This is a genomic window from Corynebacterium guaraldiae (assembly GCF_053480195.1).
In genome coordinates this window covers 129,283-149,470 of the sequence record NZ_JBRBAU010000002.1, presented here as the reverse complement: position 1 = coordinate 149,470, position 20,188 = coordinate 129,283, and the positions used below count along the sequence as shown (strand labels likewise).

Annotated in this window: 20 protein-coding genes; 4 read left to right on the top strand and 16 right to left on the bottom strand. The window is 62.8% G+C overall.

The features are described from left to right. Positions 1-16: 16 nt before the first annotated feature. The 5 genes from lpqB to ACUY3D_RS02225 form a co-directional block, all read right to left on the bottom strand. Positions 17-1,726 (bottom strand): MtrAB system accessory lipoprotein LpqB, encoded by a 1,710-nt coding sequence (gene lpqB / locus ACUY3D_RS02245; protein ID WP_070522565.1) that lies wholly within the window; start codon positions 1,724-1,726, stop codon positions 17-19. After that, positions 1,723-3,396, bottom strand: coding sequence for an MtrAB system histidine kinase MtrB (mtrB, locus tag ACUY3D_RS02240; RefSeq protein ID WP_255365779.1), 1,674 nt, complete (start codon positions 3,394-3,396; stop codon positions 1,723-1,725). The genes lpqB and mtrB overlap by 4 nt, the downstream gene beginning before the upstream one ends. A gap of 69 nt (positions 3,397-3,465) precedes the next feature. After that, positions 3,466-4,152 carry an MtrAB system response regulator MtrA gene (gene mtrA / locus ACUY3D_RS02235; protein ID WP_070684131.1) on the bottom strand — a complete coding sequence of 229 codons (687 nt, stop codon included), beginning with the start codon at positions 4,150-4,152 and terminating at the stop codon, positions 3,466-3,468. Position 4,153: 1 nt separating this feature from the next. Then, positions 4,154-4,774: a dTMP kinase gene (locus ACUY3D_RS02230; RefSeq protein ID WP_448240260.1), complete on the bottom strand. Its 621-nt coding sequence runs from the start codon at positions 4,772-4,774 to the stop codon at positions 4,154-4,156. A gap of 33 nt (positions 4,775-4,807) precedes the next feature. After that, positions 4,808-5,161 (bottom strand): DUF4259 domain-containing protein, encoded by a 354-nt coding sequence (locus tag ACUY3D_RS02225; protein ID WP_070522555.1) that lies wholly within the window; start codon positions 5,159-5,161, stop codon positions 4,808-4,810. 377 nt (positions 5,162-5,538) lie between these two features. Here ACUY3D_RS02225 and ACUY3D_RS02220 point away from each other — a divergent pair, with 377 nt between their 5' ends. After that, positions 5,539-6,471, top strand: coding sequence for a DNA-directed RNA polymerase II (locus ACUY3D_RS02220; protein ID WP_448240259.1), 933 nt, complete (start codon positions 5,539-5,541; stop codon positions 6,469-6,471). Positions 6,472-6,501: 30 nt separating this feature from the next. On the opposite strand, the gene manA is transcribed toward ACUY3D_RS02220, so the two are convergent. After that, positions 6,502-7,731 carry a mannose-6-phosphate isomerase, class I gene (manA, locus tag ACUY3D_RS02215; protein WP_070564891.1) on the bottom strand — a complete coding sequence of 410 codons (1,230 nt, stop codon included), beginning with the start codon at positions 7,729-7,731 and terminating at the stop codon, positions 6,502-6,504. A 9-nt stretch (positions 7,732-7,740) separates the two neighbouring features. After that, on the bottom strand, positions 7,741-8,694 hold the full coding sequence (locus tag ACUY3D_RS02210) for an exopolyphosphatase (protein ID WP_448240258.1): 954 nt from the start codon (positions 8,692-8,694) through the stop codon (positions 7,741-7,743). Between the two features lie 29 nt (positions 8,695-8,723). Between ACUY3D_RS02210 and cobA the strand changes: the two genes are divergently transcribed. Beyond that, positions 8,724-9,452, top strand: coding sequence for a uroporphyrinogen-III C-methyltransferase (gene cobA, locus ACUY3D_RS02205; RefSeq protein ID WP_448240257.1), 729 nt, complete (start codon positions 8,724-8,726; stop codon positions 9,450-9,452). Between the two features lie 22 nt (positions 9,453-9,474). On the opposite strand, the gene ACUY3D_RS02200 is transcribed toward cobA, so the two are convergent. Genes ACUY3D_RS02200 through ACUY3D_RS02185 form a run of 4 tightly spaced genes read right to left on the bottom strand, consistent with a single transcriptional unit; the run spans position 9,475 to position 13,112 of the window. Next, a complete protein-coding gene (locus ACUY3D_RS02200; RefSeq protein WP_448240256.1) occupies positions 9,475-10,491 on the bottom strand; it encodes a sulfite exporter TauE/SafE family protein in 1,017 nt (338 codons plus the stop codon). Continuing rightward, complete coding sequence (locus tag ACUY3D_RS02195; protein ID WP_070530858.1) at positions 10,484-11,176, bottom strand: sirohydrochlorin chelatase; 693 nt, start codon at positions 11,174-11,176, stop codon at positions 10,484-10,486. Before ACUY3D_RS02195 ends, ACUY3D_RS02200 begins: the two co-directional genes overlap by 8 nt. Next, positions 11,173-11,445, bottom strand: a complete 273-nt coding sequence (locus ACUY3D_RS02190; protein ID WP_448240255.1) for a hypothetical protein — start codon at positions 11,443-11,445, stop codon at positions 11,173-11,175. Before ACUY3D_RS02190 ends, ACUY3D_RS02195 begins: the two co-directional genes overlap by 4 nt. Beyond that, the gene (locus ACUY3D_RS02185) at positions 11,442-13,112 is read right to left on the bottom strand and encodes a nitrite/sulfite reductase (RefSeq protein ID WP_448240254.1); all 1,671 of its coding nucleotides are present in this window, start codon (positions 13,110-13,112) and stop codon (positions 11,442-11,444) included. Before ACUY3D_RS02185 ends, ACUY3D_RS02190 begins: the two co-directional genes overlap by 4 nt. A gap of 229 nt (positions 13,113-13,341) precedes the next feature. Between ACUY3D_RS02185 and ACUY3D_RS02180 the strand changes: the two genes are divergently transcribed. After that, positions 13,342-14,694, top strand: coding sequence for an FAD-dependent oxidoreductase (locus ACUY3D_RS02180; RefSeq protein WP_101735955.1), 1,353 nt, complete (start codon positions 13,342-13,344; stop codon positions 14,692-14,694). 176 nt (positions 14,695-14,870) lie between these two features. Here ACUY3D_RS02180 and ACUY3D_RS02175 read toward each other — a convergent pair whose 3' ends face one another. Together ACUY3D_RS02175 and ACUY3D_RS02170 are read right to left on the bottom strand one after the other, a co-directional pair. Next, positions 14,871-16,238, bottom strand: coding sequence for a phosphomannomutase/phosphoglucomutase (locus tag ACUY3D_RS02175; protein ID WP_448240253.1), 1,368 nt, complete (start codon positions 16,236-16,238; stop codon positions 14,871-14,873). 48 nt (positions 16,239-16,286) lie between these two features. Further along, positions 16,287-16,730 carry a DUF3499 domain-containing protein gene (locus ACUY3D_RS02170; protein ID WP_083299235.1) on the bottom strand — a complete coding sequence of 148 codons (444 nt, stop codon included), beginning with the start codon at positions 16,728-16,730 and terminating at the stop codon, positions 16,287-16,289. Between the two features lie 93 nt (positions 16,731-16,823). Here ACUY3D_RS02170 and ACUY3D_RS02165 point away from each other — a divergent pair, with 93 nt between their 5' ends. Next, positions 16,824-17,294, top strand: a complete 471-nt coding sequence (locus tag ACUY3D_RS02165; protein WP_070522522.1) for a metallopeptidase family protein — start codon at positions 16,824-16,826, stop codon at positions 17,292-17,294. 128 nt (positions 17,295-17,422) lie between these two features. On the opposite strand, the gene ACUY3D_RS02160 is transcribed toward ACUY3D_RS02165, so the two are convergent. The 3 genes from ACUY3D_RS02160 to ACUY3D_RS02150 form a co-directional block, all read right to left on the bottom strand. Further along, on the bottom strand, positions 17,423-17,671 hold the full coding sequence (locus tag ACUY3D_RS02160) for a WhiB family transcriptional regulator (RefSeq protein ID WP_005528147.1): 249 nt from the start codon (positions 17,669-17,671) through the stop codon (positions 17,423-17,425). A gap of 489 nt (positions 17,672-18,160) precedes the next feature. Further along, positions 18,161-19,255: a mannose-1-phosphate guanylyltransferase gene (manB, locus tag ACUY3D_RS02155; protein ID WP_070522520.1), complete on the bottom strand. Its 1,095-nt coding sequence runs from the start codon at positions 19,253-19,255 to the stop codon at positions 18,161-18,163. A 56-nt stretch (positions 19,256-19,311) separates the two neighbouring features. Beyond that, positions 19,312-20,187, bottom strand: a complete 876-nt coding sequence (locus ACUY3D_RS02150; protein WP_070522600.1) for a glycosyltransferase family 2 protein — start codon at positions 20,185-20,187, stop codon at positions 19,312-19,314. Position 20,188 lies beyond the last annotated feature (1 nt).

Sequence of the window (20,188 nt, the reverse complement as noted above, 5' to 3'; positions counted from 1 at the left end):
CCACTCTAGCGCGACTCTAGCGCGCGATGATGGGTGAGGAGCGCACGCCCTGCAGACCTTCGACCTCACGCCAATAGGAGCGCTCGGACCCGCCCGCAGGAAGCTGCAACAGGGCATGCGCATCGGTGACGTAGTGCGTCGACGGTGAGGACGCCACCGCCACCACGGGCGCGGTGATGTTTCCGGTAGGCAGTGTTGTTGCCGAAGAACCATCTTGCTCGATGCGCCACACCGGAGAGTTCGAAGCGGAGGTACCCACGAGCAGGGAGCCGTCCGTCTGCCACTCCACCGACAGCGCCGAACCGGTCAGCTCCGGGCCCACCTGGTGGACGTTGACTATGCGGCGCTCTCCCGACGTCGCGCGGGCAACCACGCCGGTGTACACGCTGCCGTCGATAATCATGGCGATGCGCGCTCCCGTGAGTGACAGACGGATGACCGAAATCTCTCCCTCCACGTTCTCCAACGCGGAGGTGTCAACCTCGGCGGTGCTCAGCTCTCCGGTGGCCGGAGAACGCGTCACGCGGACCACGTGTTTGCCGTCGACGACGGTCCACGCCACCTGGCCGCCCACCTCAAAAGTGGGGCGGGCCAAAGTCTCGCCCTTGATCGAATTCTCGAGCTCGTGGCCCAGCTCGCCCATCGTTAGCTGCGACTCCTTCTCGGAGCGCTTGCGCACGGCGGCCACCATCCCCTCATCGGAGATATCGGCGGACTGAATGTCATGAATCTGTCCGGCCATGCCCGGCACCTCGGCGCTGCCTTCACCCTTAACCTCAAGCAGCGAACCATCGTTGACTGCATAGAGCTTGGGCACCGATTGGGCGGCTACCTCGGGGTTAAACTCCGCGAAATCATCAATGGTCATCTCCTCCATGCCATCCACAAGCGGGCTGCCATCGATGGTGGCGCGGACGGAGTTCGTGATCTCGGCGTTGTTGAGGGTCCACACCAGCTGGGCGGCGAACTTAAGGCGCTCCTCCTGAGTCATCGAAGCCATGCCGCTGAACTCATAGACTCCATCATTGATTCCCAAAAAGGTGGCGTCCTTGGGGATCAGGCTGGAAGTTGCCGGCGCGATATCGGAGGATGGTCCCTGCAGCAACAGCGTGACCAGCTCCGAGGCAATCGAATCCTTTCCCGAATAAAGCCAGCGACGATCCGCCACAAGCAGGCGTTGAGTCGTATCGAAAAAGTACAGCGACTGCGGGCGATAGCGATTGCGCAATTCGGTGCGCTCAATCACGGCACCGGTAGGCAGATCCGTAATGCGCCATTGCCCATTGAATTGGCGCAGCCGAACGGTCGCCTCAAGACGCGAGTTATCGGGGACATAGGCCCCGCCGTTGGCCAGACGGCCGATGATATTGCCGCGCACCGAATACTCCAGGGCACCGTCCTCCATGTTCGAGGTCACCAGATCGATGGAGTCCACCACGAGAACGGTGTCAGTAGGGTCCCAAGAATTGGCTATCTCAGAGGAAAGGAAGGTGCGTGCGGCAGCGTAGTTTCCGGTGGGAATCGCCACGGCCGAATAGAAGTCACGGACAAGCAAGTCAGGTTCGCTATCGGCGCGCGGCTCGACGACGGCATCGTCGGCCCGGTCATGCGGTTCGAAGGTACTAATCACCTGCGGATCGGTGTTATGTGGCAACGTCGAACAACCAACGAGAGCGGTGAGTGCGACGCAACTGAGTACTGCGAGCGGGCGGCGGGCTGGAATCATCGCTGAGCCTCCTCCTCGAAGTCGGACACGCTGTCTTGGTTAAAAGGCGGCTCCACGGCGCGGGCCTCACGCTCGGAGGGCCACACAATCCCGTTGTCCGTTTCTGCTTTAACCGCAGGAGCCTCCGGATCAGCGCTCAGCTCAAGAGCGGATTGTTCCTCTGCTTCTATGGGCTTCGGTGCCCCCGGCTCTTCCAGAGCAATGGGCTCGGACTCCACCTGCTGCCCCGGGGTGCGTGGAAGGATCAATCGGAAGCGCGAGCCTATACCGTAGTAGCCGATGGCGTCGAGCGTGCCCCCATGGAGCACGGCATCCTCGCGAGCGATGGCAAGGCCCAAGCCGGTTCCACCAGAATGGCGCTTGCGCGAAGAATCCGCGCGCCAGAAGCGGTTGAACACCAGCTCTTCTTGGCCTTCCTTGAGCCCCACACCGGAGTCGGTGACGGCGATGCCGACGGCGTCCTCAGTCGCGCCGACGTCCACGATGATGGGATTGCCCTCAGAGTGGTCGATGGCGTTCGCGAGCAGGTTGCGCAGGATGCGCTCGACGCGACGCGAATCGCATTCCACGGCGACGGGTTCCTCCGGCACATGAACGACGACCTCCACTCCGAGCTCCGAGGCGAGGTGCTCCACTTGGCTCAGCGCGGAGTCCACGCAGGAGCGAATGTCGATGGAGGCCGTGGAGAGGTCAGCCACGCCGGCATCGTGGCGAGAGATCTCCAACAGGTCCGCGAGCAAGTCCTCGAAGCGATCCAGCTCCTTGATGAGCAGCTCCGCCGAGCGCTTGGTGTAAGGGTTGAATTCATCCGCATCTTCCGCGATGACATCCGCCGCCATGCGCACCGTTGTCAATGGCGTGCGCAGCTCGTGGGACACGTCAGAAGTGAACTGCCGCTGGAGATCGCCATACTCCTCCAGTTGGGTGATCTGCTTAGACAGCTTATCTGCCATGTCGTTAAAGGAGGAGGCGAGGCGGCCCATTTCATCGTCTGAGTTGACCACCATGCGCTCACGCAGGTGGCCGGCAGCAAAGCGCTGCGCAATGCGGGAGGCGGAGCGAATCGGGACGATCACCTGCTGGGTGGCCAGCCAGGCGATGCCAACGAGGAGGACAACCACCACCACTCCGGCAGCCGAGAGCAAACCACGCATGAGCGCCATCGTGGATTCCTCAGATTCCATTGACAATACGAGGTAGACCTGGGTATTCGGGATGTCGCTTTCAATGGGCGTGCCCACCATCAGCGCGTTGTAGGTTGCTCCCGATTGCTGGTCCACCGTGGCGTATTGCTGCACGACTTGGCCCCGGCCAACGAGCTCGCGCATCCCGTCGGGGATGCGGTAGCCCTCCGGGGACGTCGTGGCCGTGCCGTCGGAATTCTCCACGACGATGACCGGTTCATACACGGCCTGGGCGTCGGGTTGTTGCGCCGATAATTGGCCCAAGGCGGCGCGTGCAGAATTGATGCGCACCTGCGTTGAGTTTGCCGTACCGGTGGCATCGATCTGCTGTTCCACGGCCACGCGGGCGCGATCGAGCTCCTGTAGCGCCGTGTCCTCCTTCTGGCTCACCAGCTGCTGCGTCAGCACCGACACCAGCGCGTAGGCCAGGATGATCATGACCACCGTGGAGGCCACCAACATCATGCCCAGGACACGTGTCTGCAGGGAGGTGCGCCAGCGCTCGACGACGCCATCCCGGACTCGCCTTAACCAACCAAAAATAGCGGCAGTCCTTTACTCGGCGGTTTTCCCGGTCTTATACCCCACGCCGCGCACGGTGAGGACGATGTGTGGATCCTCGGGGTCGTGCTCAATCTTCGCGCGCAGGCGCTGGACGTGCACGTTGACAAGGCGCGTATCGGACGCGTGGCGGTAACCCCAGACAGATTCAAGCAGCGCCTCGCGAGTATGCACCTGGCCGGGCTTGCGCGCCATCTCCAGAAGAAGGTCGAACTCCAGCGGAGTCAGCGAGATCTCCTCGCCGCCCTTGCGGGTAACGGTGTGCTCGGGGACGTCGATAAGCAGGTCCCCCACCTCAATAATTTCTCCCGTGCCCCCATCGATTCGACGCAGGCGCGCGCGGATACGGGCGATGAGCTCCTTCGGCTTGAAGGGCTTGGTGATGTAATCATCCGCACCCGATTCGAGGCCGAGAACCACATCAACGGTGTCTGTCTTCGCCGTCAGCATGACGATGGGCACCGAGGACTCAGTACGAATGGCGCGGCAAATATCCACGCCATTCATGCCCGGAAGCATGAGATCCAACAGGATCAGATCCGGGTCATGCTCGCGGAAGGCCGGGATCGCCTCATTTCCATCGTTAACGGCAATAGGCTCCAGCCCTTCTGCCTCGAGCACGATGGTGAGCATTTCGGCGATTGCCGGGTCATCATCCACGACCAAGATTTTCGGTGCCACTTTATTGTTCTCCTACAAGCTCCTTGACAGCTTGGATAATCATATCGGCATCCGCGGTGGCGATCCACCGCCCTGCCCACTGCTGCTCTGCTAAGCGACGGTAGGCGGCCGCCGTGCGAGACTGCAACGCGGCATCGCGCTCATAGCGGTCGCGGTTGCGCCCTTCATCCTCTGCTGCACGGGCCACGGCACGCTGACCGGCAAGGGCGACGTCGGTATCCAAAAAGATCTGCAGCTGCGGCACCGGCAGGCCGAAGCGTTCAAACTCGAGCTCATAGATCCAATCGACGATGAGCTCACCGCCGACCCGCGCGGCGGAATACGCAGCGTTGGACGCCACATAGCGATCCAAGATGAGCAGGCTATCCGTGGACTCAGCGGCGGCAAGGAGCTGCTCTTTGGCTCCGTGCCGATCCAGCGCAAAGAGCGTAGCCATTCCATAGACCGAATCGGTCAGATCCCCCATACACCCATACAGGGCCTCCTGCGCGAGCTGCGCATGGATGGACTCTTCGTAGCGGGGAAAGCTCAAGACTTCGACATCGCAGGCTAGTTCTTCCCGCAGGCGCTGGGTAATGGTGTTTTTACCCGCGCCATCGATTCCTTCAATACTGATCAGCATGCTGTTATATCTAGCGTGTACCTAGTGCTGCCGTTAGGACAAGGCCTCGATGAAGGGCTCGAGGTCGTAGTCTTCCTCGACCTCTTCGAGCAACTCCAGGGCATGTTCGTTGAGGTTTTCGCTGCCGGATCCGGCGAGATCCCGGATGAAGGGATAGTCTTCGACGACTTCTCCGGCGCTGAACGGGGCGCCTGCCCAGATCGCGGCTATCGTGGCCGCCGCCAAGGCGTTACGCTGCTCCTCCTCGGTCTGTTCTTCGCCCGAGACCGCAAGCGCGCAGGCATCATCTACCGCGGCAACGATTTCTTCATCCTCAAGGTCTGCCAGTTCATCCAGGAAGTCGACGTTGACCTCGTCGGCGAAGATGTCCTCATCCCATGAGCTCATTGCTTTCTCCTTCATCCTTAAGTGAATTAGGGGTCTGTGTTTTTATCCGCGTTCGTGCATCCACGGTGGGCCGGTGCAGCTTCGCGGGCGGGCGCTCCGCGCAGCCGGTATCTAATCCAATTTCTACCATTCTTTAGATGCCCTCATGCAAGGCTTCGGTCAAGAGCGCGGTTTTATTACGGTCACATCGCTCCGTGCCGTCTTCCGACTGCCTCTCCTCCTGTCCTCCTCCATATGCTGCATTTCGCCCACTGCCCTATGCCACGCCTAAACGGGGAATTTTGCCCAGGCCATTTACTATCTCCGGATTCGTGTTATCGTTGTTACCGACTTGTGACATTTACGCAGGCTTTTGTGCAGGAAGGAGAGCGCCCCGCATGACGAGCAGTTCACGCCGCATCTTGGTCTTTGTCGCGGCCGGCCTCCTCTGTGCCGTCGCCGTAGGCGTCGCAGTGTGGCGCATGAGCGCGCCCGAATCCGTCGTGTCTAAGCCCTCCGCTGCCACCGCCGTGTCGAGCACCGCGTCTTCCGCTCCCTCGACAACGCATTCCTATACCACCACGGCTTCCCCGACATCCACGCAACCGAAGCAATCGAAAACTAATGTCGCCGCACCGGCGGAGGATCCCTACCTGGCGCCGAATGCCGTGGTGAACCGCACGGAGCCGATTGGCCCCACGGCCGTCTACCGCCCGGACAATGTTTCCTCACTGCAGAACCAGCAGCCGCAGGCAACTCCGAACAATCCGTACCCGCAGGCGCCGGTCAGCACGGCCCCTGCCGTGCCGCCATCGGACGGCTCTACTCCGGCCTCCGAAACACCGATTCCGGGTACTCCTCAGCAAAGCTCCGAGCCCACTCAGCCGTCGGCCACGCCGGAATCTCAGACCGCCGTACCGCAAGAGGGCCCAGTGGAGGACCAGGACGGCAACCAGCCCGCTGAGCAGCCGCAACCCAAGGAACCTACGCCCTCGCAGAACACTGGAGTTCCTGAACCGCTTGGCTCCTTCATCCCGCACCCCGCCGGGTTCACTCAGAACGCGCCCGCGCCTGATGCGGAGCCGAAAGCGCAACAGGGCGAGCCTATCGATGCCGCTCCACAGGGCGGCGAGGTACAAGGCGCCGATGTAGTGGAAGCAGTGGAGCGCGAATCCGCGGCTTACCGCACCAACGAGGCCGCCCCGACTCCCGCCGCGCCGACGGATGATGCTCCCGCGGCGGAAGAGCCTTCCGCAGCGACCCCCACCGCTGCTCATTTAGCCGACAACGGCGAAACTACCGCCGCATCAGCATTGACGCAGTCCGCCTAATACCCGCGCCGTTAACTAAACGGCCGCCGACTAAACGCGGGCGATAAACACCTCGGCGTCTTCGCCACCGGTGGAACGAACGATGGCGGCCGGGTCGCTAGCGGGAATCCACGCCGCGTGACCCGCGCCAAGGCTGACGTTTTCTGCCTCGGCATTGCTCAATGCCACCGAGCCGGAGGTGCACAACACAATCATGGGGCCATCGCTGTCGACCTCGACGCTCTCCTCACCAGAAAGCTCGACGCGGTCCAACAGAAACTCCTCAATCGGCACTGGGTAGGACCATGCCTCTGCACCCTTTATGCCTCCTGTCTCGGCTGCATCTTTCAGGTCCACGCGCGGATCTTCTGCCGCCTGGTAGGTGAGGACCTTAACCAGCTCGGGGACGTCGACAAACTTCGGGGTCAGGCCACCGCGCAGCACGTTATCGGAGTTGGCCATGATCTCTACGCCCAGGCCAGAGACATAGGCATGCAGCTGCCCGGCGTCAAGGTAAATCGCCTCCCCTGGCTGCAGGACGATGTGATTGAGCAGCAACGCGCCCAACACGCCGATATCCCCCGGGTATTGCTCGTTGAGCTTGGCCACGGTGGCCATCACGGTGGCCATCCACGGCTCGCCCGCCTGGTTGCCGCGCAGGCGCTCGCCCGCCGCTACCACCGCGCTGATCAGCTCCTTGCGCTTGGCACCCGGGATCGTAATCCACGTGGTAAACAGCGCGCGGAGGCTGTCGCCTTCAGCGGCAGGATCGGTGTCGAGCATGCCCTCGTAGTGAGCCAGTTCTTCGCAGTCCAAGGCCGCAAAGAGGCTGCGGGTCTGCGCTAGCGGACGGAAACCCGCCATGGCGTAGAACTCCGTGAGCGCCACGATGAGCTCTGGCTTGTGGTTGTCATCCTTGTAGTTGCGGTTTGACGCCGTGAGGTCGATTCCCGCCGCGTTCTCGCGGGCGAAACCTTCCTCGGCCTGCTGCTTCGAAGGGTGCGCCTGCAGCGACAGCGGCTCTGCAGCCGCCAGAATCTTCAGCAAGAAGGGAAGGCCGGCGCCATACTTGTCAGCCACCCGCTGCCCCAGCTGGCCTTGCGGATCCGCCGCGATGATCTCATCCAGCTTTTCTCCCTCAATCGTTGAGGGATCCGCCGGGTGCGCACCAAACCACAGCTCAGCAACCGGGCTTTGAGCCTCGGGCTCGCCGAGCAGCGTCGGAATCAGCGTGCGCGAGCCCCACGAGTAATTGCGGGCAGCACTGGTGAGCAACTTCATTGACTTCCTCTATTTCACGTCGTAGGCGGTCGCGGCATAACTGCGCGTAATCAACTGCAGCGCGCGGGCCAATTCCCCACAGGAGGTATCGGCGCTCGCCGCTGCGAACGAGTGGGGAAGGTTCGCCTCTTCCTGTCCCCATAAAACAATTTTCAAGGGTACCAAAGGCTCTTCCGATTCAAACGGGTCATAGAAGATGTCCGTCGGATTTGTCTGCAGAATCGGTCCTAAGCCTTCCGCGTCGACGACGGTCCCGCCTAGCCCATGGACTGCCCACAGCGTGCCCGCCATGCGGGCAACGAGAGCGTCGAGGTGCACCCGCGTGCGCTCCTCCGAGAATGCATAGGGATCGGGTCCACAGCTGTGGATGATTCGGCCGCCTTCCGCAAATTCACGCAACGCGCGCCCGGGGTTCGTCGTGGAATCGCGCTGCGGTGACAGCGCTTCCAGCTCGCGGTCCACGGCATCGGCAACGTCCTCCAGCCGGCGGGAGACCAACACCGGGTCTTCGCTTAACACCGCGCTCACCGCATGCACGGCCGTGATGGCGCGCACCGGTGAAATCCCTTCGGCCGTGGGAAGGGTGTCGATGACGACGGTGTCCTCAGGAGCATCCTCGATCTCATTCAGCAGAATCGTTGTCGCCCCTCGGCGCGCGGCGTCGTGCAGCGCGCGCTCTGCCCATGGGCTATCCCCCGCCACCACCACGACGTCGAGGGCACCGGTAAAGAGCGGCAGCGATTCGCTGACCATGATGGGAACCTCAGCGGGCTCGGCTAGGCCCACGGCGACGTGGGCAGCGGCGCGGGAAACCTGGTCAGCGGCAAGGACGACGATGCTGCGCGGGCGCAGCCCACCCAGCACGCGAGCCAGCTCCGGTACGGCGGCGGCCACCACGCGAGCTTGCGCGCCTTCGTGGGCGATGTCAAAGAAGCTCACGGATTCGGGGTCATAGGAAGTCATAAGCCCGAGCATAGCTAGGATGAGTGGCCATGAGCATTCATCCGGTAGTCCTTGTCGGCGGCGGCCCTGGCGCGTGGGATCTCATCACCGTGCGCGGCATGCGGGCGCTGCAGGAAGCCGAGGTCATCGTGGCTGATCACCTCGGCCCCACTGCCCAGCTGGATAAGCTGTGTGATGTTGACGCCAAGGAGCTTATCGACGTCTCCAAGATCCCCTACCGCGCCCAAGTGGCCCAGGAGCGCATCAACGAGATCCTCATCGAGCACGCCCAGGCAGGCCGCCGGGTGGTCCGCCTCAAAGGCGGCGACCCGTACGTTTTCGGTCGCGGCTTCGAAGAGCTCACCGCACTTACCGCCGCGGGTCTCCCGGTGGAGGTCATCCCCGGAGTGACCTCGGCGGTGGCCGTCCCCGCGCTGGCAGGAACGCCGGTGACTCACCGTGGCGTCGTCCATGCCTTCACGGTGGTCTCCGGGCACCTGCCGCCAGGACACCCCAAGTCCTTGGTGGATTGGGCAGCACTCGCGCGGTCTGGGGCCACACTTTCGGTCATCATGGGTGTGAAGAACGCGGCGGCCATTGCCACCGCGCTGATCGACGCCTCCCTTTCCCCCCACACCCCCGTGCACATCATCCAGGAGGGCTCCCTCAACGGTGAGCGGGCATTCCACTGCGAGCTGGCTCAACTAGGAGCCACAATGGAGGAAAACTCGGTGGCTCCGCCAGCGGTCATCGTTATCGGCGAGGTTGCTGGGCTCTAGTCAACGCCTATACGGCAGGTTTCTATGATCGCGGCGAGCTCACGCCGACGGGTTCTGAATCCTCCGCAGGAGTGCCGGCAGGAAAGCCATCGCGTCCGGTCGGCTCCGTGGTTTCGACAACGCGGCTGCCGCCCCGCTGGGGCGCGGTGCTGGCACCGCTGTGCTCGTTTTCCTTGCCGCCAGCGCGGCGCGCACGGCGGGCGTTTCCCCACACAGTCACCGCCACGCCCAGAACGAGCGCGATGAACTGCACGATGAGGGTCTGCGGGTGCTGCAGGGCCCACCCCAAAGCTTTGGGGATGTTGAGCGCCACGATGGCAGTTCCGACGAATCCACCGAGGGGTGTGGGATTGATGCGGGAAATGAGCCACGCCGCAACCGGCGCAGTGATCGCCCCGCCGATAAGCAGGGCCACGACCGCGGCAGCGTTGGCCACGATTTCTTCCCAGAGGCCAACGATGAAGCCTGCCGTCGCGCCAAAGGTAACAAGGAATTCTGCGGTGTTGACGGTGCCGACAATGCGCCGCGGTTGTTCGCGGCCGACCGCCAACAGCGTCGAGGTGGAAATCGGCCCCCATCCGCCGCCACCCGAGGCGTCGACGAAGCCTCCCAGCACTCCGAGGCCGGCGAGGAAAGGAGTCGAATGCGGCCGGGATTCTCGCGGTGCGGCGCTGCGCGTTCGCGAAAAGCGCCAGACCAGGTTGATGCCCAAGGCGATGAGGATGGCGGAGGTTACGGGCGCGGCTGCTTCCAGTGAGAGGTTGGACAGAACCGCCGCCCCGATGAAGGCAGACAGGCCTCCCGGCACACCGAGCTTGAGCACGGTGGGCCAGTGCACGTTGCCGAAGCGCCAGTGGCTGATTCCGGAGACCAGAGTGGTGCCGAGCTCCGAGGTGTGCACTACCGCAGAGGCTGTTGCCGGCCCCAGACCAGCCAGCAACAGGATGGTGGTAGAGGTTACGCCAAAGCCCATTCCGATGCCGCCGTCGACAAGCTGCGCGGCAGCACCCGCCAGCGCGATGAGGATGAGGCTACGCATGGGCCACCTCCGCATAGCGATGGGACACAATGCCGGCGAGGGCCTCCCCTAGCGGAGGGAGCACACGCCTGGGCTGCTCACTGGTATGCCTAGAATCCCCTTCGAGGCGATCCAAGAGCAAGCCGGGACTCACGAAGAGCGGCACGACGACTTCCTGATTCCCCTCCGGCCCCACGGGCCGGCGCTCGCCGCGCGTAGCAAAAGAGACCTCCGCCGCGCAGCCGGTGAGCTCGCCCACGCGCCGCGCCAGATCAGCTACCGCAGCATTAGCACGCTCATCGGAGGAACCGACGGAGTACACCACGACGGTATCCGTTCCTTCCGGCACCTGCTGCGCGAGCAGCCTTGCCATATCCTCCCCGGTGCCGAGGCCGCGTGCTTGGCGGAGGGTGACTCCGGAGGCCGCGGAGGCCTGGGCCAGTGCAGCGGGGACGTCGACGCGCTGGTGGTAGCCCTCTGTAAAAAGCAAGGGCACAACAATCGCCTCGCGCACGCCTTGTTCAGCAAGGTTGTGCGCGGCCTCTTCGAGGGGAGGATCATTGAACTCGAGGTGCGCGGCGGTGGCTGGCGCACCGGCAAGCTCGCCGGCAGCGCGGGTCAGGGCCGCCACGCTCGCTGCGGCCGCGGGATGGCGCGAGCCGTGCGAGAGGGTCAGCAGTGCGGTGGTGGAATTCGGGGCTGTCATGACTGGGCGGTGTCCTTTTCCTTGGCGGTGGCGGTGGAGTGGCCGCGGCGAGCGAGGGAGCGCTGCAAAGCCTCCGTTGAGGACACCGCCGGCGCGGGCGCTACGGGGGCATCATCTTGGCCATGGAAACGCACGGAAAAGATCCGGAGGCACTCTTCGCACTTCCACGCAAAGTCGTCTTCCTCGTCTGGGAAAAGATCGGTGCCGGCACAGTAGGGGCAGTACGCCGGGTGGTTGCGGTTGGGGTTGGGCTTGCGGCGGAAATTCATTGCAAGTCCTCCTCGTCCGCGCGCAGCACCCAGTGGCGGAACTGTTCGCCGTCTTCGCGCTGCTCCTTATATTTATTGACCAAGCGGATGACGTAGTCGGGCACTTCATCGGCCACCACCTTGTGCCCGCGCAGCTTGCGGCCCCAGTCCGGGGATAGGCCGAGGGCACCGCCGAGGTGGACCTGGAATCCTTCGACGCGATTGCCATCAGCATCGGTCACGATCTGTCCTTTAAGCCCGATGTCAGATACCTGCGAGCGCGCGCAGGCATTGGGGCAGCCGTTGAGGGCGATGGACAGCGGCACGTCGAGGTCGCCAAGGGTATCTTCCAGGATATCGACAAGCTCGATGGCGCGGGCCTTGGTGGTCACGTGGGCGAGCTTACAAAATTCCAGGCCGGTGCAGGAGATGACGCCGCGGCGGAACTCCGAGGGCTGGGAGTACAAGCCCGTCTCATCCAAAGCGCGGGACAGGGCGGGGATATCCTCTTCCTCAACGTCGAGGAAGAGGAGCTCCTTCATCGGGGTGGTACGGATGCGGCTAATGCCGAACCTCTCCGCCACGTCGGCGATGGCGATGAGCTGCTCGCCGGTGGCATGCCCCACAGTGGGCTTGACACCCACGTAGAACTTGCCGTCCCGCTGGCGGTGCACGCCGAGGTGGTCGCGGTTACCGGGGGCGATGGGGAGCGGGAGGCCGTCGAGAAGCGGCGCGTCCAGATACTCCTCTTCTAGGACCCTGCGGAACTTCTCAATGCCCCACTGCGCCACCAAGAATTTCAGGCGCGCGCGGTTGCGGTTTCGGCGGAAGCCATAGTCGCGGAAGATGCGCGCAACACCGGCCCACACCTCCGGGACGCGCTCAAGCGGGATCCACGCGCCAAGGGATTGCGAGAGCATCGGGTTGGTGGACAGGCCTCCGCCCACGAAGCAATCGAAGCCCGGCCCGTACTCGGGGTGCTCGGTGCCAACAAAAGCGATGTCCTGGATTTCGTGCGTCACGTCCTGCCGGGAGTTACCAGAAATGGCGGTCTTAAACTTGCGCGGGAGGTTGTGAAACTCCTCGCGCGGGAGATAGTTGTTCTTAATCTCCTCGATGGCCGGGGTGGCGTCGATAATCTCGTCGGCCGCCACACCCGCTACCGGTGAGCCAAGGATGACGCGGGGCACGTCGCCGCAGCCCAGCAAGGTATCCAAGCCGACGGAGCGCAGTTTCTCCCAAATAGCGGGGACATCTTCAATCTGAATCCAGTGCAGCTGAATGTTCTGGCGGTCCGTAAAGTCCGCGGTGGAACGGGCATAATCGCGGCTAATCTCGCCTACCGCGCGCAGCTTGGCGGGATCCGCGCGGCCCCCGTCGAAGCGCACGCGCATCATGAAGTATTCATCCTGCAGCTCGGCGTTGGTGAGCTTGGAGGTCATCTCACCGCCCAGGTTCTGGTTGCGCTGGGTATACAGGCCCAACCACTTAAAACGCGGGGCAAGATCCTCGGCGGGGATGGAGGAGAAGCCCTGCTTCGAGTAGACATCGATGACGCGCTGGCGCACGGCTAAAGCGTCGTCGGCCTGCTTGATCTCCTCGTCAGCGTTAAGCGGGGCAGTGCCGTCGATCTTCCACTGGCCTTCCGGTTTTTTCGTGCGTGGCTTTCGCTGTGTGGCGGTGGTCATAATCTGCTGCCTTTCGTCGGTTACTGAAAACCTACCGGTCTAGCCAAAACAGACAAAGCAGTCTTTTTTATTTTCGCCCGAATATGCAAAGCACGCTGGGTTTATGCCACAATGTTCTCCGAATGTAATTAGGCCCAGTTGCCCTACAGCAGACAAGCCGGTTCAATGAAACCCACGCTTGTTTAGACCTAAGCTTTCGTTAGTTACTACAACATTCCGAAAGGCCATCATGACCCAGCAGCCCCTGAAAGTAGCCGTCATCGGCGCCGGCCCAGCCGGCATCTACGCCTCCGACATCCTGGTGAAGAAGACCGGCGGCAACGTTCAGATCGATCTCATCGAGCAGATGCCAGCCCCCTTCGGGCTCATCCGCTACGGAGTGGCTCCGGACCACCCGCGTATTAAGGGAATCATTAACTCCCTGCACCGAGTGCTCGACACCGAACAGATCCGCCTTCTGTCCAACATCACTGTGGGCCGCGATGTCACCGTCTCCGAGCTTGAGGAATACTACGACGCCGTCGTCTTCGCCACCGGCGCCGTTGGTGACCGGGGCATGCAGATCCCCGGCTCCGATCTCGAGGGCATCCACGGCGCCGGCGAGTTCGTCGGCTTCTACGACGGAAACCCGCGCTTCGAGCGCTCCTGGGATCTCTCCGCCACCGACGTCGCGGTGATCGGCGTGGGTAACGTGGGCCTGGACGTGGCCCGCATCCTGGCCAAGACCGGCGATGAGCTTAAGGAAGCCACCGAGATCCCCGATAACGTCTACGAGTCCCTGGCTAAAAACCAGGCCACCACCGTGCGCGTCTTCGGCCGCCGCGGCCCGGCACAGGCTAAGTTCACCCCGCTGGAGCTTAAGGAGCTCGACCACTCCCCCACCATCAACGTGGTGGTGGACCCAGAGGACATCGACTACGACGAGGCCTCCCTCAAGGCCCGCGAAGAGGCCAAGTCCTGCGATCTGGTCTGCCAGACCTTGGAGGGCTACGCCATCCGCGAGCCCAAGGAAGCTCCGCACACCCTGCAGATCCACCTCTTCGAGCAGCCGGTGGAGTTCATCGGTGAGAACGGCAAGGTCACGGCAGTGAAGACTGAGCGCACCGCCCTCAACGGCGATGGCTCCGTCACCGGCACCGGCAAGTTCACCGAGTGGCCGGCACAGGCCGTCTACCTGGCCGTGGGGTACCGCTCCGATGCCATCGAGGGCGTTCCCTTCAACAAGCAGAAGAACGTCATCAACAACGACGGCGGCCACGTTGTCGACCTCGACGGTGACGTCGTGCCGGGCCTCTACACCACCGGCTGGATCAAGCGCGGCCCGGTGGGGCTCATCGGCAACACCAAGTCCGATGCCACGGAGACCATCGGCATGCTGCTTGCCGACGCCGATGCGGGCAACCTCTCCCACTCCCGCGAGGAGGACATCGTGGAACTCTTCAAGTCCAAGGGCTTGGAGCACCTGACCTGGGAGGGCTGGAAGAAACTGGACGCCGCCGAGCGCGCACTGGGTGAGGCAGAGGGCCGCGAGCGCAAGAAGTTCGTCGAGTGGGAAGAGATGGTCACCCACTCTCGCGACTAGACCGGCCAGCATGGCTCGGCCGCTCTCTTCGGCTGAGCCGCCTATGCTTTGGCCTACCCCAGCCCAACTAAAACCAAAACTGCCCTATCTGACGAAGTTATCTCTCTCGCCGCGATAAACGCTGGGAAAATCGTCAGATAGGGCAGTTTTTCTTCAAGGAATTAGTGCGTCACACGCTAGGCGCGGATGATACCGAGGACCTCGTCGACGATGGCCTGCACCTCATCAGCGGTCTTGGCCTCAACGTTGAGGCGCAGCAGCGGCTCAGTGTTGGAGGCGCGGACGTTGAACCACGCGTCGGTGCCCTTCAGCTGTACGGTCACGCCGTCGAGCTCGTCGACGGACTCAATCTTGTCCGCCAACGCATCGAGCACGCGCTGCGTCGTAGCCTTCTGGTCATCCACGGTGGAGTTGATCTCACCCGAGGCCTCATAGCGCGAGTACTGCGCCATGAGCTCGCTCAGCGGCTTGTCCTGCTCACCCAGAGCAGCCAGCACGTGCATGGCAGCGAGCATGCCGGAGTCCGCATTCCAGAACTCCTGGAAGTAGTAGTGCGCGGAGTGCTCGCCACCAAAGACCGCCTTCTCCTTGGCCATCTGGGCCTTGATGAAGGAGTGACCCACGCGGGTACGCACGGCCTTGCCGCCCTTCTCCGCGATGAGCTCCGGAACGGTCTTGGACGTAATCAGGTTATGGATGACGGTGGCACCAGGGAACTTATCCAGGTAGCGCTCCGCGACCAACGCACAGATGGCGGACGGGGACACCGGCTGGCCCTTCTCATCCACCACGAAGCAGCGATCCGCATCGCCGTCGAAAGCAAGGCCGATATCCGCCTTCTGTTCGACGGTGAACTTCTGCAGGTCCACCAAGTTCTTCGGATCCAGCGGGTTAGCCTCGTGGTTGGGGAAGGTGCCGTCGAGCTCAAAGTAGAGATCCCGAACGTCGAAAGGCAGGCCCTCAAAGACCGCCGGGACGGTGTGGCCACCCATGCCATTCGCGGCGTCGACAGCCACGACCAATGGGCGGGAGTTCTCCAGCGGCACCAGGCCGCGAAGGAATGCCGCGTAGTCCGGAAGAACCTCACGCTCAGTGACGGTGCCCGGCTCACCGTCGAAGGCCGGGGTGCCGTCGATCAGCATGTCCTTGATCTGCTCCAGCCCCGTCTCCTGCCCCACCGGAACAGCGCCCGCGCGGCAGAGCTTGATGCCGTTGTACTTAGCCGGGTTGTGGGAGGCGGTGAACATAGCGCCCGCGCAATTGAGGTGGCCGGCGGCAAAGTACAGCTCATCGGTGGACGTGAGGCCGAGCTGGATAACATCAAGGCCCTGCGCGGCAGCGCCCTCAGCAAAGGCGGCTGCCAGCTGCGGGGAGGACGGACGCATGTCGTGGCCCACTGCCACGGTGGTCTCCCCTTCCCCGCGGAGGATGGCGGCGTAGGCCGCGCCAGTATCGCGCACGAGGGTTTCGTCGATGTCCTCACCCACGACGCCACGGACGTCATAGGCCTTGATCACTGCATTGAGCTGTTCACGAGTTCGCATAGCCCACAAGCATACCCCCGTCAGTCGCGGTAATCCGCGTGCGACGAACTAGTCGGCGTCCGGAACCACCGTCAGGTGAGCGCGGCGGCGCTGGCGGGCATCGTGGACGCGGCGGGTTCGGAACACGGGGTGGTTCGAATTCCGCGGATCCGCGCCGTCGAAAGTAGCGGAATAGTCAATGGGATCGGCGCCGGAACCAGCAGTGGAATCATCCACCAGGCCAGTGGTCACGCGCCCGGCCTCCCGGACCGCCTCGGCGAGAGCTGTAAGGTCATCGTCCTCATCGAGCTCGATGCGGTCAACGCGCACCATTTCCCATCCTTGCGGGGCGGTAATTCGTGCGCTGTGCTTTTCGCACAGATCCCAGGCATGGGGATCGGTTTCTTCGGAGAGTGGGCCCACGACGGCGGTTTGCTGCGCGTAGGCGTAGGTCAACGTCGCCACGGCGGGACGGCCGCAGCCGGGGCGGGAGCAATGGCGAGAGCTATTCACGAGCCCAAGTCTAAACCCTAACTTGAGATTTAGATAGTTCAGCGCGGCGCGTCTCGCCACGAGCCCGCCTCGATGCGGCTTAGACTAAGCCGCATGACCACGCCCCGCCCGCATATTCGCCCGGCCCGCCACCGCCATGGCCGTGGTGCCCGCGGGCCGCTGTTGCCGCAGAATACGCCGCGCTACCGCAGCAGCGCCGAGCGCTTCGACATGGCCGCGCTCGAGGCCTACGCCCCCATTCACAATGCCTTTGCCGAGCAGCTCACCGGACTCGATCTCGCCGTTGATACCGTGCCCCGCATGCGCCTCTCAGTTGATATGACTGTGTTGCCGGATGAAATCATCGCCGATGGCCCCGTTCCGCTCGGGCGCATCGTCCCAGCGGGCGTGGATTCCGAAGGCCAACCCACGCGCGCCCGACTCGTCATTTTCCGCATGCCCGTGGAGGAGCGCGTGCACTCCGCGCAGGAGCGTGAAGAGCTACTGTCCACGGTGCTAACCGCTCTGGTGGCCAATTACCTCAACGTCGATCCCGGTGATATCGATCCGCGTTTTACTTGGTAAAGGCTAGGGGTGCAGAGCGCCCCTGCCCTAAAACCACTACTCCCCCTCACCGCCGAGACCCGAGCCAAATGACATAGGACTAGGCAGTGAGGGGGAGTACTGATGTTGGTTAGTAGCTGCTTTGAGCTCTAACCAATCTCACGCTTGAGGCGGCGACGCTCACGGTCCGAAAGCCCGCCCCAGATACCGAAGCGCTCGTCATGCTCCAAGGCATACTCGAGGCATTCATCGCGCACCGCGCAGGCCTGGCAGATGCGCTTGGCCTCGCGGGTAGATCCTCCCTTTTCCGGGAAAAATGCTTCTGGATCCGTCTGGGCGCACAGCGCCTGGTCTTGCCACTCCTGCTCGACGGCACCAAAGAGTTCATCGAGCGACATCTCTGCAGCAGCACCGCCACGGAGAATAGCGCTGTTATTCGTTGTATTGTCCACGCCGCTTCCTTTCTCCGAGGTCGTTTCTCTCTTGATTCGATGGCACCGACCCTACACCGAAAAGATTTTTCGGTGCCGTGCCCGCCGTGCCGTTGATTACACTGATGTCATTTCACACCGAATCACTAAATATCGTCAACCTGTCGCGGGAGATTTTTCGGCGGCTCCAGCGAAAACGCTGTACAGCATCCTCAACTTTCACATCCGTCACAGATTACCTATCTAGGGGGCAATCATCGGGGGTACTACATGTAGTGGCCACCCCCAACCCTGTGAACAATTCTAAGGTTGCTTCGGCGTGTCGCCACCCAGTTGGGCAAAACACATGGATCTCAATCGCACCATGAAAACCATGCGTCACGCCCAAAAGATACGGAAAGCACCGAGAAGGTTCCTTCCTTCCCGGTGCCTTTTCTTCTTTTTACGGCGCAGCGCTTAGGCGTCGGAGCTGAAACGCACGCCAGCGTCCGGAATGCTCACACCCGGGAAGACGCGCATGCCGCCCTGCAGTTCGCAACGCGCGCCAATGGTGGCGCCTTCACCAATAACGCAGCCATCAATATGCGCGTTGGCACCGATATGCGCGCCCGAGGCAATGATGGAGTTATTAATGATGGCACCCGGCTCAATGGTCACGCCGTCGAAGACCACCGTGCCGTCCAAACGCGAACCCGCCCCAATGACAGACCCGCGGCCCACAGCCGTACCCGACAGCAACAGCACGCCACCGGCAATACCCGCGGACTCATCCACCACGGACTCGCCCGTGCGGCCCACCAGCAACGGTGAATGCGCAATGCCGCGTACCAGATCGGAAGAACCGCGGACGAAATCATCCGGGCGGCCCATGTCGCGCCAATAGGAGTTGTCCACGTGCCCAACCACTAGGCGGCCGGACTCCAGCAGCTGCGGGAAGGTCTCGCGCTCCACGGAAACCACACGGCCCTCCGGGATGGTCGCAATAACATCCTTCTTAAACACGTAGCAGCCAGCGTTAATCTGGTTCGTCGGCGGATCCTCGGTCTTCTCCAAGAAAGCGGTCACCCGCCCGTTGGAATCCGTCGGGACGCAGCCAAACGCGCGGGGATCAGCAACGTTGAGCAGGTGCATCGTCACGTCGGCATCCTTCGAGTGGTGAGTATCGAGGATGCCGTTGAGGTCCATACCGGACAAAACGTCACCGTTGAACACCATGACCGTATCCTGGCGCAGCTTGTCGTAGACATTGCGGATACCGCCGCCCGTACCCAGCGCGGTTTCCTCCACGACGTACTCGATCTCCAGACCCAGATCTGAGCCGTCCCCGAAGTACTCCTCAAAAACCTCCGCCTTATACGAGGTGGAGAGCACCACGTGCTCAATCCCCGCGTCCTTGATGCGGGCGAGGAGGTGCTGAAGGAATGGGTAGTTGGCCGTGGACAGCATCGGCTTCGGTGTGCCAATCGTCAGCGGGCGCAGGCGAGTGCCGCGACCTCCCACCAGAATGACGGCATCGGCCGTCGATCCCCACTGGGGCGCTGATTCAGTCATATCGTTCCTTAATCTCTTTTCAGATAAGCCACCGTTAGTGTATAGGCGCACCTAGCTCAGGAGCCGTCGCGGCACGCGCTTAATACCAGCCCACGTACTCGCAGCCCCAGCCACAGGGCCACGCGCAGGGGCGCTTGGTACCAGTGCGGGTGCCTGTCCGCCTGGAAGCGATAGGCCGAATCATGGTGCGCGCGCAACATTGCGCCGCGGTGCGCCTGCGTCGAATGGCCTTTGGCGTGGGTAATCACCGCCGTGGGGCAGAAGATATTGCGCCAGCCGGCGCGGACGAAGCGGTCACCTAAGTCCACATCCTCCAAATACATGAAGTAGCGCTCATCAAAGCCGCCAATCTGTTCAAAAGCCTCCCAGCGCACCAGCAGGCAGGAGCCGGACAACCACCCGGCGGGGCGCTCGCTGTCCATATCGGCGTCATCGCGGTAGGCGCGCGACCACGGGTTGGAGGGCCAGATCGTTCCGAACAGCGCATGGCCAATTCCCGTGAGCAACGTGGGCACTGCGCGCGCCGAAGGATAGTTACTGCCATCCGGCTCCACGATGCGCGGCCCCACCGCCGCGGCATCCGGGTGGCGGCGCGCGCACGCGATCAGCTCATCCAGGGAGCCTTCGCTAAAGGTCACGTCTGGGTTGGCGATGAGGAAAAATTCGTCATCGACTCCACGCGCACGCACAAAGCGCGCGCCGGCGTTCATCCCCGCGCCGTAGCCGATGTTGCCGCCGGTATCGAGGAATTCCACGTCCACGTGTTCCCGCGCGGCGGCTTCCGGCACCCCGTCGGTCGAGCCGTTGTCGGCAAGGATGGTGAGGGTAGGGCGGGACGTCGCCAAGCGCAGCGATGCCAAGAAGTCGCTGAGGTAACGGCCGGGAGAAAAGGTCACGGTGACCACGGCCAGGGGTTTCTGTAAATTCTTCACG

Coding starts and splice junctions, on each gene's coding strand:
- lpqB (WP_070522565.1), bottom strand. CDS start 1,726: ATGATTCCAGCCCGCCGCCCGCTCGCAGTACTCAGTTGCGTCGCACTC.
- ACUY3D_RS02230 (WP_448240260.1), bottom strand. CDS start 4,774: ATGCTGATCAGTATTGAAGGAATCGATGGCGCGGGTAAAAACACCATT.
- ACUY3D_RS02225 (WP_070522555.1), bottom strand. CDS start 5,161: ATGAGCTCATGGGATGAGGACATCTTCGCCGACGAGGTCAACGTCGAC.
- ACUY3D_RS02220 (WP_448240259.1), top strand. CDS start 5,539: ATGACGAGCAGTTCACGCCGCATCTTGGTCTTTGTCGCGGCCGGCCTC.
- manA (WP_070564891.1), bottom strand. CDS start 7,731: ATGAAGTTGCTCACCAGTGCTGCCCGCAATTACTCGTGGGGCTCGCGC.
- ACUY3D_RS02210 (WP_448240258.1), bottom strand. CDS start 8,694: ATGACTTCCTATGACCCCGAATCCGTGAGCTTCTTTGACATCGCCCAC.
- cobA (WP_448240257.1), top strand. CDS start 8,724: ATGAGCATTCATCCGGTAGTCCTTGTCGGCGGCGGCCCTGGCGCGTGG.
- ACUY3D_RS02200 (WP_448240256.1), bottom strand. CDS start 10,491: ATGCGTAGCCTCATCCTCATCGCGCTGGCGGGTGCTGCCGCGCAGCTT.
- ACUY3D_RS02195 (WP_070530858.1), bottom strand. CDS start 11,176: ATGACAGCCCCGAATTCCACCACCGCACTGCTGACCCTCTCGCACGGC.
- ACUY3D_RS02190 (WP_448240255.1), bottom strand. CDS start 11,445: ATGAATTTCCGCCGCAAGCCCAACCCCAACCGCAACCACCCGGCGTAC.
- ACUY3D_RS02185 (WP_448240254.1), bottom strand. CDS start 13,112: ATGACCACCGCCACACAGCGAAAGCCACGCACGAAAAAACCGGAAGGC.
- ACUY3D_RS02180 (WP_101735955.1), top strand. CDS start 13,342: ATGACCCAGCAGCCCCTGAAAGTAGCCGTCATCGGCGCCGGCCCAGCC.
- ACUY3D_RS02175 (WP_448240253.1), bottom strand. CDS start 16,238: ATGCGAACTCGTGAACAGCTCAATGCAGTGATCAAGGCCTATGACGTC.
- ACUY3D_RS02165 (WP_070522522.1), top strand. CDS start 16,824: ATGACCACGCCCCGCCCGCATATTCGCCCGGCCCGCCACCGCCATGGC.
- ACUY3D_RS02160 (WP_005528147.1), bottom strand. CDS start 17,671: ATGTCGCTCGATGAACTCTTTGGTGCCGTCGAGCAGGAGTGGCAAGAC.
- manB (WP_070522520.1), bottom strand. CDS start 19,255: ATGACTGAATCAGCGCCCCAGTGGGGATCGACGGCCGATGCCGTCATT.